The 6,259-nt window shown below is 64.9% G+C and carries 5 protein-coding genes; 3 read left to right on the plus strand and 2 right to left on the minus strand.

Features of this window, described 5'->3' with window-relative positions; genetic code table 11:
* Positions 1-118 precede the first annotated feature (118 nt).
* Complete coding sequence (locus AC0L3S_RS27880) at positions 119-1,261, minus strand: type III PLP-dependent enzyme (RefSeq protein ID WP_018453321.1); 1,143 nt, start codon at positions 1,259-1,261, stop codon at positions 119-121.
* Positions 1,262-1,930: 669 nt separating this feature from the next.
* Positions 1,931-2,185 carry a hypothetical protein gene (locus AC0L3S_RS27885; RefSeq protein WP_473263745.1) on the minus strand — a complete coding sequence of 85 codons (255 nt, stop codon included), beginning with the start codon at positions 2,183-2,185 and terminating at the stop codon, positions 1,931-1,933.
* 135 nt (positions 2,186-2,320) lie between these two features.
* Between AC0L3S_RS27885 and AC0L3S_RS27890 the strand changes: the two genes are divergently transcribed.
* The 3 genes from AC0L3S_RS27890 to AC0L3S_RS27900 are packed head-to-tail and all read left to right on the plus strand — an operon-like array spanning position 2,321 to position 6,140.
* The gene (locus AC0L3S_RS27890; protein ID WP_473282664.1) at positions 2,321-4,402 is read left to right on the plus strand and encodes a M3 family metallopeptidase; all 2,082 of its coding nucleotides are present in this window, start codon (positions 2,321-2,323) and stop codon (positions 4,400-4,402) included.
* On the plus strand, positions 4,402-5,040 hold the full coding sequence (locus AC0L3S_RS27895; RefSeq protein WP_473282666.1) for a DUF1007 family protein: 639 nt from the start codon (positions 4,402-4,404) through the stop codon (positions 5,038-5,040). The genes AC0L3S_RS27890 and AC0L3S_RS27895 overlap by 1 nt, the downstream gene beginning before the upstream one ends.
* Positions 5,037-6,140: a nickel/cobalt transporter gene (locus AC0L3S_RS27900; protein WP_473282668.1), complete on the plus strand. Its 1,104-nt coding sequence runs from the start codon at positions 5,037-5,039 to the stop codon at positions 6,138-6,140. The genes AC0L3S_RS27895 and AC0L3S_RS27900 overlap by 4 nt, the downstream gene beginning before the upstream one ends.
* The last annotated feature ends 119 nt before the right edge of the window (positions 6,141-6,259 follow it).

The raw sequence follows: 6,259 nt of genomic DNA on the forward strand, positions 1-6,259 counted from the left end.
CGCTTGAAACGGACGTGCGCAAAGCACGCCGGTCCAAGGCGTCGTCAGAAATCGAAATGTCAGGCCGGGAGCCGGCAAGCCGGCTCCCGGGTTCGTCAGGCCTCGGACGAGAGGCGGATCAGATGTGGTAGGTCTTCAGCGGCGGGATGCCGTTGAACGCCACCGCCGAGTAGGTCGACGTATAGGCCCCGGTGCCTTCGATCAGCAGCTTGTCGCCGATCTCGAGCGTCACCGGAAGCGGATACGGGTTCTTCTCGTACAGCACGTCGGCGCTGTCGCAGGTTGGCCCAGCGAGCACGCACGGCGTCATGTCCGCGCCGTCATGCGGGGTGCGGATGGCGTAACGGATCGACTCGTCCATGGTCTCGGCGAGACCGCCGAACTTGCCGATGTCCAGATAGACCCAGCGCACCTCGTCCTCGTCGCTCTTCTTCGAGATGAGCACGACCTCGGACTCGATGATGCCGGCGTTGCCCACCATGCCGCGGCCCGGCTCGATGATGGTCTCCGGAATCTGGTTGCCGAAGTGCTTGCGCAGCGCGCGGAAGATCGAGCGCCCGTAGGTCACCACCGGCGGCACGTCCTTCAGGTACTTGGTCGGGAAACCGCCGCCCATATTGACCATGGTCAGGTTGATGCCGCGCTCGGCGCAGTCGCGGAACACCTGCGAGGCCATCGCCAGCGCACGGTCCCACGCCTTCACCTTGCGCTGCTGCGACCCGACATGGAAGGAGATGCCGCACGGCTCCAGGCCCAGACGCTTGGCAACGTCGAGCACGTCGACGGCCATCTCCGGATCGCAGCCGAACTTGCGCGACAGCGGCCATTCGGCACCGGCGCAGTCATAGAGGATGCGGCAGAACACCTTTGCGCCGGGCGCGGCACGAGCGACCTTCTCGACTTCGGCGGCGCAATCGACCGCGAACAGCCGAATGCCGAGCGCGAAGGCGCGCGCGATGTCGCGCTCCTTCTTGATCGTGTTGCCGAAGGAGATGCGGTCGGGCGTCGCACCGGCGGCCAGCGCCATCTCGATCTCGGCGACCGTCGCGGTGTCGAAGCAGGAGCCCATGGAGGCGAGCAAAGCCAGCACTTCCGGCGCCGGGTTCGCCTTGACGGCATAGAACACGCGGCTGTCTGGCAGCGCCTTGGCAAAGGTCTGGTAATTGTCGCGCACGACTTCGAGGTCGACGACGAGGCAAGGCTCGGTGTCGAGGCCCTCGCTGCGGCGGTTGCGCAGGAATTCCTGGATACGGTCGGTCATAGCACTCTCCCAAACGGCCCAGCGACGGGGATCCGTTCAAAAAATGACGTCGGATAAGAGCGCTCCGGCCAGATCGCGCGATGGAGGCGCGACGAGCCAAAGACTCACATCAGACTGTGCTGCCGTGGATTGGTTGGGAATGTTCCCGCCCGCACACCTGGCAATGAAGGACAAGCCTTTTCAGTAGCCCGCGCCGGCGTTGGACTGCCGGTAGAGACCAAAAAAGCCCGATCCGTCGTTGCTTTAAGTCGCGTCCCCCGTTGAGAGCGGGGTGCGCCGGTTCGCCTCCGGCTGCCAGTCACGGTTGCAAAGAGCAAAGTCACCTTCGACAAGGCATCTCTTTGAGAGAGATGCTGGACGCTCCGGGTTTGCTTTCGTCTTCCGGCTATGAGCCTTCCGACTTCCGCACTTCCGAAGAGCCCCTCGGCTTCTTCACCCCTTGGCGGCTGTCCGGCCTCTTGTCCGGATACCTACCGACTGACACACGACCACAGGCACGTGCGAAATTGGGCAATCCGCACATAAGTGTTTTGACTCTGCTTCGCAAGAGATTTTTTAGCCTGCGAACAGAATTGCCTAACATCTGCTTGCGCAGTGTTGCGCGAGCGACGCGGAAGATGAACGCGCGTTAAGTTTTCTGCGCGCGTGTCTCTCGCACGCCTACGCGCTTCAGCCGCGCTTCGTGAACGGCTCCACGCGCTGAGCGGCGCGGATGAAGGCAGTCATCACGAACACGCCGAGTGCAAACAGCGCGGCCTGAAGGATGTGCGTGCCCTGCTCGCCCAGCCCGAACAGGATCGCGAGCGCCCAGCCGCCAGCAAACGCCGCGCCGAACACCTCGGCGCCGATCAGGATGGCGGCGCTGATGACGGTGATGACGCTCGGCCAGACGATCCGACGGGAAGACGAGGAGGTCGCGTTCATGAGCTCAGGGGTCCTAGGCTTGGAGGGCCGCAATCTCCCCGAAAAGGCAGCCGGGAGCAAGGGCAAATGGCCCAAAAAAGCCCCATCGCGTGCTATAGCTGGCCGCAACAATCGAGCCACAAATCGGGACTTGTAATGTCAGAACCCCGCCAAACTACGGACTCCGAGACCAACCCGCTGCTGAAGGCGTGGGTGACGCCATTTGCGACCCCGCCCTTCGACGAGATCAAGCCGGAGCACTTCCTTCCGGCCTTCGAGCAGGCCTTCGCCGACCACTCCGCCGAGATCGCAGCGATCACCAACGACCCGACCGCCGCCGACTTCGCCAACACCATCACGGCGCTGGAGCGCTCGGGCAAGCTGCTCAGCAAGGTCGCATCGGTCTTCTACGACCTCGTCTCGGCGCACTCCAACCCAGCCATCCTGGAGATCGACAAGGAGGTTTCCTTGCGGATGGCGCGGCACTGGAATCCGATCATGATGAACGCCGTGCTGTTTGGCCGCATCGCTCAGCTGCACGAGAACCGCGCCAATCTCGGTCTGACACCGGAGCAGCTCCGCCTGCTCGAGCGCACCTACACTCGCTTTCACCGCTCCGGCGCCGGCCTCTCCGAAGAGGCCAAGGCGCGGATGGCGGAGATCAACGAGCGGCTCGCCCAGCTCGGCACCAGCTTCAGCCATCATCTGCTCGGCGACGAGCAGGAATGGTTCATGGAGCTCGGCGAGGCCGACCGCCAGGGCCTGCCGGAGAGTTTTGTCGCCAGCGCCAAGGCTGCGGCAGAAGAACGCGGCATGGCCGGCAAGGCCATCCTCACCCTGTCGCGCTCCTCGGTCGAACAGTTCCTGAAAAGCTCGGCCCGGCGTGACCTGCGCGAGAAGGCCTACAAGGCCTTCACCGCGCGGGGCGACAACGGCAATGCCAACGACAACAACGCGACCATCGTCGAGGTCCTGAAGCTGCGCGAGGAGAGCGCCAATCTCCTGGGTTATCCGACCTTCGCGGCCTACCGGCTCGAGGATTCCATGGCCAAGACGCCGGAAGCGGTGCGCGGCCTTCTGGAGCGGGTCTGGACGCCCGCGCGGGCGCGAGCGCTCGCGGATCGCGACGACATGCAGGCGCTGATCACCGAGGAGGGCGGCAATTTCAAGCTCGCCCCCTGGGACTGGCGCTTCTATGCCGAAAAGCTGCGCCTTCAGCGCGCCAATTTCGACGACGCCGCGATCAAGCCGTATCTAGCGCTCGACCACATGATCGCCGCCGCCTTCGATTGCGCCACGCGCCTGTTCGGCGTCACCTTCGCCGAGCGCAAGGACGTGCCCGTCTGGCATCCGGACGTCCGGGTCTGGGAGATGAAGGGGCGGGACGGCAAGCACAAGGCGCTGTTCTATGGCGACTACTTCGCCCGGCCGTCGAAGCGCTCCGGCGCCTGGATGACCTCGCTGCGCGACCAGCAGAAGCTCGACGGCGAGGTCGCGCCGCTAATCCTCAACATCTGCAACTTCTCCAAGGGCGCGGACGGGGAACCCTCGCTGCTGTCGCCCGACGATGCCCGCACCCTGTTCCACGAGTTCGGCCACGGCCTGCACGGCATGCTCTCCAACGTGACCTATCCGTCGCTGTCGGGCACCTCCGTGTTCACCGACTTCGTCGAATTGCCCTCACAGCTCTACGAGCACTGGCAGGAGCGGCCGGAGGTGCTGCAGCAGTTCGCCCGCCACTACCAGACTGGCGAGCCGCTGCCGGACGATCTGCTGCAACGATTCCTGGCCGCGCGAAAATTCAACCAGGGTTTCGCCACCGTCGAGTTCGTCTCCTCGGCGCTGATCGATCTCGAATTCCACACCCAGCCGGCCTCCGCCGCGCAGGATGTCCGCGCCTTCGAGAGACGCGAGCTGGAGAAGATCGGCATGCCCGAGGAGATCTCGCTGCGTCATCGTCCCACGCAATTCGGTCACATCTTCACCGGCGATCATTATGCGGCCGGCTATTACAGCTACATGTGGTCGGAGGTGATGGACGCCGACGCCTTTGGTGCATTCGAGGAAGCCGGCGACATCTTCGATCCCGCCGTCGCAAAACGCCTGCACGACGACATCTACTCGAGCGGCGGATCGGTCGATCCGGAAGCCGCCTACGAGGCCTTCCGCGGCCGGCCACCGGAGCCGGACGCGCTCTTGCGCCGTCGCGGCCTGCTCGACGCCCCGAAGGCGGCCTGATGGGCACGCGGGCCCTGTTGGGGCTGCTGCTCGCTGTCGCCCTGTCGCTCACCTCGGGCGCGGCGCAGGCGCATCCGCATGTCTGGATCACCGCGACCAGCGAGCTGCTCTATGCCGCGGACGGCAGCATCACCGGCGTGCGCCACGCCTGGACGTTTGACGACATGTTCTCGGCCTATGCGGTGCAGGGGCTCGAGAGCAGGGCCAAGGGCGCCTATACGCGCGAGGAGCTGGGGCCGCTGGCGCAGACCAACGTCGAGTCGCTGAAGGAATATGCCTACTTCACCTTCGCGCGAGCCGACGGCAAGAAGGAGCGATTCCAGGAGCCGGTCGACTACTTCCTCGACTACAAGGATACCGTGCTGACCCTGCACTTCACGCTGCCGCTGAAGAACCCGGTCAAGCCCAAGCAATTGATGCTCGAAGTGTTCGACCGCTCCTTCTTCATCGACTTCCAGATGGCCAAGGACAACCCGGTCAAGCTGGTCGGCGCGCCCGCCGGCTGCCAGATGAAACTTGACCGGCCGAGCGACGGCACCGCCAGTGCCCAGAAGCTCAACGAGCAGACCTTCATGAACGGCGAGAACACCAATTTCGGCATGATGTTCGCCAACAAGATCACGGTGGATTGCCCTTGAAGCCGCAACTCACGCCATTGGCGCGCGGGCTCGCCGTCTGCGCCGGCGTTCTTTTCGTCGTGGCCGCGGCCGACGCCGCACTCCACGATCTCCTCGCGCAGAACCCTTTCGGCGCCCCAAGATCCGCGCCGGCGGCTGAGCCTGAGGCCAGTGGCCTCATCGGCTGGCTCTTGGCAAAACAGTCGGAATTCTATCGCCAGATGTCTGCGACGATCCGCGCCGCGAAGTCCGACGGCTCGGCGGTGTGGACGCTGCTCTTCATCTCCTTTGCCTACGGCATCTTCCACGCGGCAGGCCCGGGCCACGGCAAAGCGGTGATCGCCTCCTATCTCGTCGCCAATCGCGAGACCGCCCGGCGCGGCATCGTGCTGTCGTTTGCCTCCGCGCTGATGCAGTCGCTGGTGGCGATCCTGATCGTCGGCATCTCGGCCTGGGTGCTGAATGCGACCGCCAAGACCATGTGCAAGGCGGAAGGCGCGATCGAGATCGCAAGCTACGCGCTGATCGCGCTGTTAGGCCTGCGCCTGGTCTGGGTCAAGGGCCGCACCTTCATCCGTGCGCTGCAGGCGGTTCAGCCGGCGCCCGCGATCGCGGGTGTGCCGCATCACGGTGATCACGACCATCACCACCATCATGATGTGCATGACCATCATGACCACGATCACCATAATCACGCCCATCACGATCACGGGCATGACCACGTCCATGACGAGCATTGCGGCCATTCCCACGGCCCCACGCCGAGCGAGCTCGCCGGCCCCGGTGGCTGGGGGCGCGGCTTAGCCGCCATCCTGACCGTCGGCATCCGCCCCTGTTCGGGCGCGATCCTGGTGCTGGTGTTCGCGCTGGCCCAAGGCCTGTTCTGGGCCGGCATCGCCGCGACCCTGCTGATGGGGCTCGGCACAGCGATCACGGTCGCGGCCATCGCGGTGGTCGCCGTCTCCGCCAAGGACATCGCCGCCCGCCTGAGCGCCGGACGCGACGGCAATGGCGCACTGTTCATGCGCGGCATCGAATTCGCCGCCGCTGGCCTCGTGCTGCTGTTCGGTGCGGGCCTGTTGTTGGGTTACATCGCGGCCGAACGGACGACGTGTTTTTGAGTTTTTCCCTCTCCCCTTGTGGGAGAGGGTGGCTCGCCGCGTAGCGGCGAGGCGGGTGAGCGACTATCTCTGTTGTCAAGTTGCATTGGCGTAGGCGGTGCGCGCATCGCGTGCCTTGG

The organism is Bradyrhizobium sp. Ken01 (genome assembly GCF_055807355.1).